The sequence below is a fragment of the Pantoea sp. E956-1 genome, assembly GCF_982223955.1.
This window is the reverse complement of sequence record NZ_CEUYZP010000069.1, coordinates 1-449: the sequence shown is the minus strand read 5'-3', so window position 1 is coordinate 449 and position 449 is coordinate 1. Positions and strand designations below refer to the sequence as shown.

Below are 449 nucleotides of genomic sequence, written 5' to 3'. Positions count from 1 at the left end.
CCATCGCGGGCAAGCCCGCTCCCACAGGTTCGAAGGTGATTTCGGGAATCGGGTTATTTCTTCACCAACGCCGAACACGCCGCCTTGTAAGCCTCATGCTGATATTTGTTCAACGTCCCCGGCAGCTCGAAATTGTGCTTCTTGGCCTGGGCATTGATCGTCTGCGGCGACAGCAGCGTCACCTCACAACCATCAAGCAGTTGAAACACGCCCTCGATCTTGAACGTCGTCGGCCCACCGGCAAACTCGCCCTTTTTGCTGCGCTTTTTGATCGCGATCCGGTCCACCGAGTTTTCCCGCACAAACGACGCCACCTGCGCCGCGAACCGCCGCACGTTCGCCGCCTCGTCATCGTCATCCAGAGCAATCTTCTTCGTGGCGAGAGGGACGTGGCTCAACGTCGAACCGTCGAGCGCCGCCACGGCGATGATCGCTTCGCTGCCTTTGAT

1 protein-coding gene is annotated in these 449 nt (G+C 59.2%); it reads right to left on the bottom strand.

Annotation, left to right across the window (positions count from 1 at the left end; genetic code table 11):
• Window positions 1-53: 53 nt before the first annotated feature.
• Window positions 54-449, bottom strand: a 396-nt coding sequence (locus AC0T7J_RS25295; RefSeq protein ID WP_473798515.1) for a DUF3010 family protein, incomplete at its 5' end; no start/stop codon positions are given.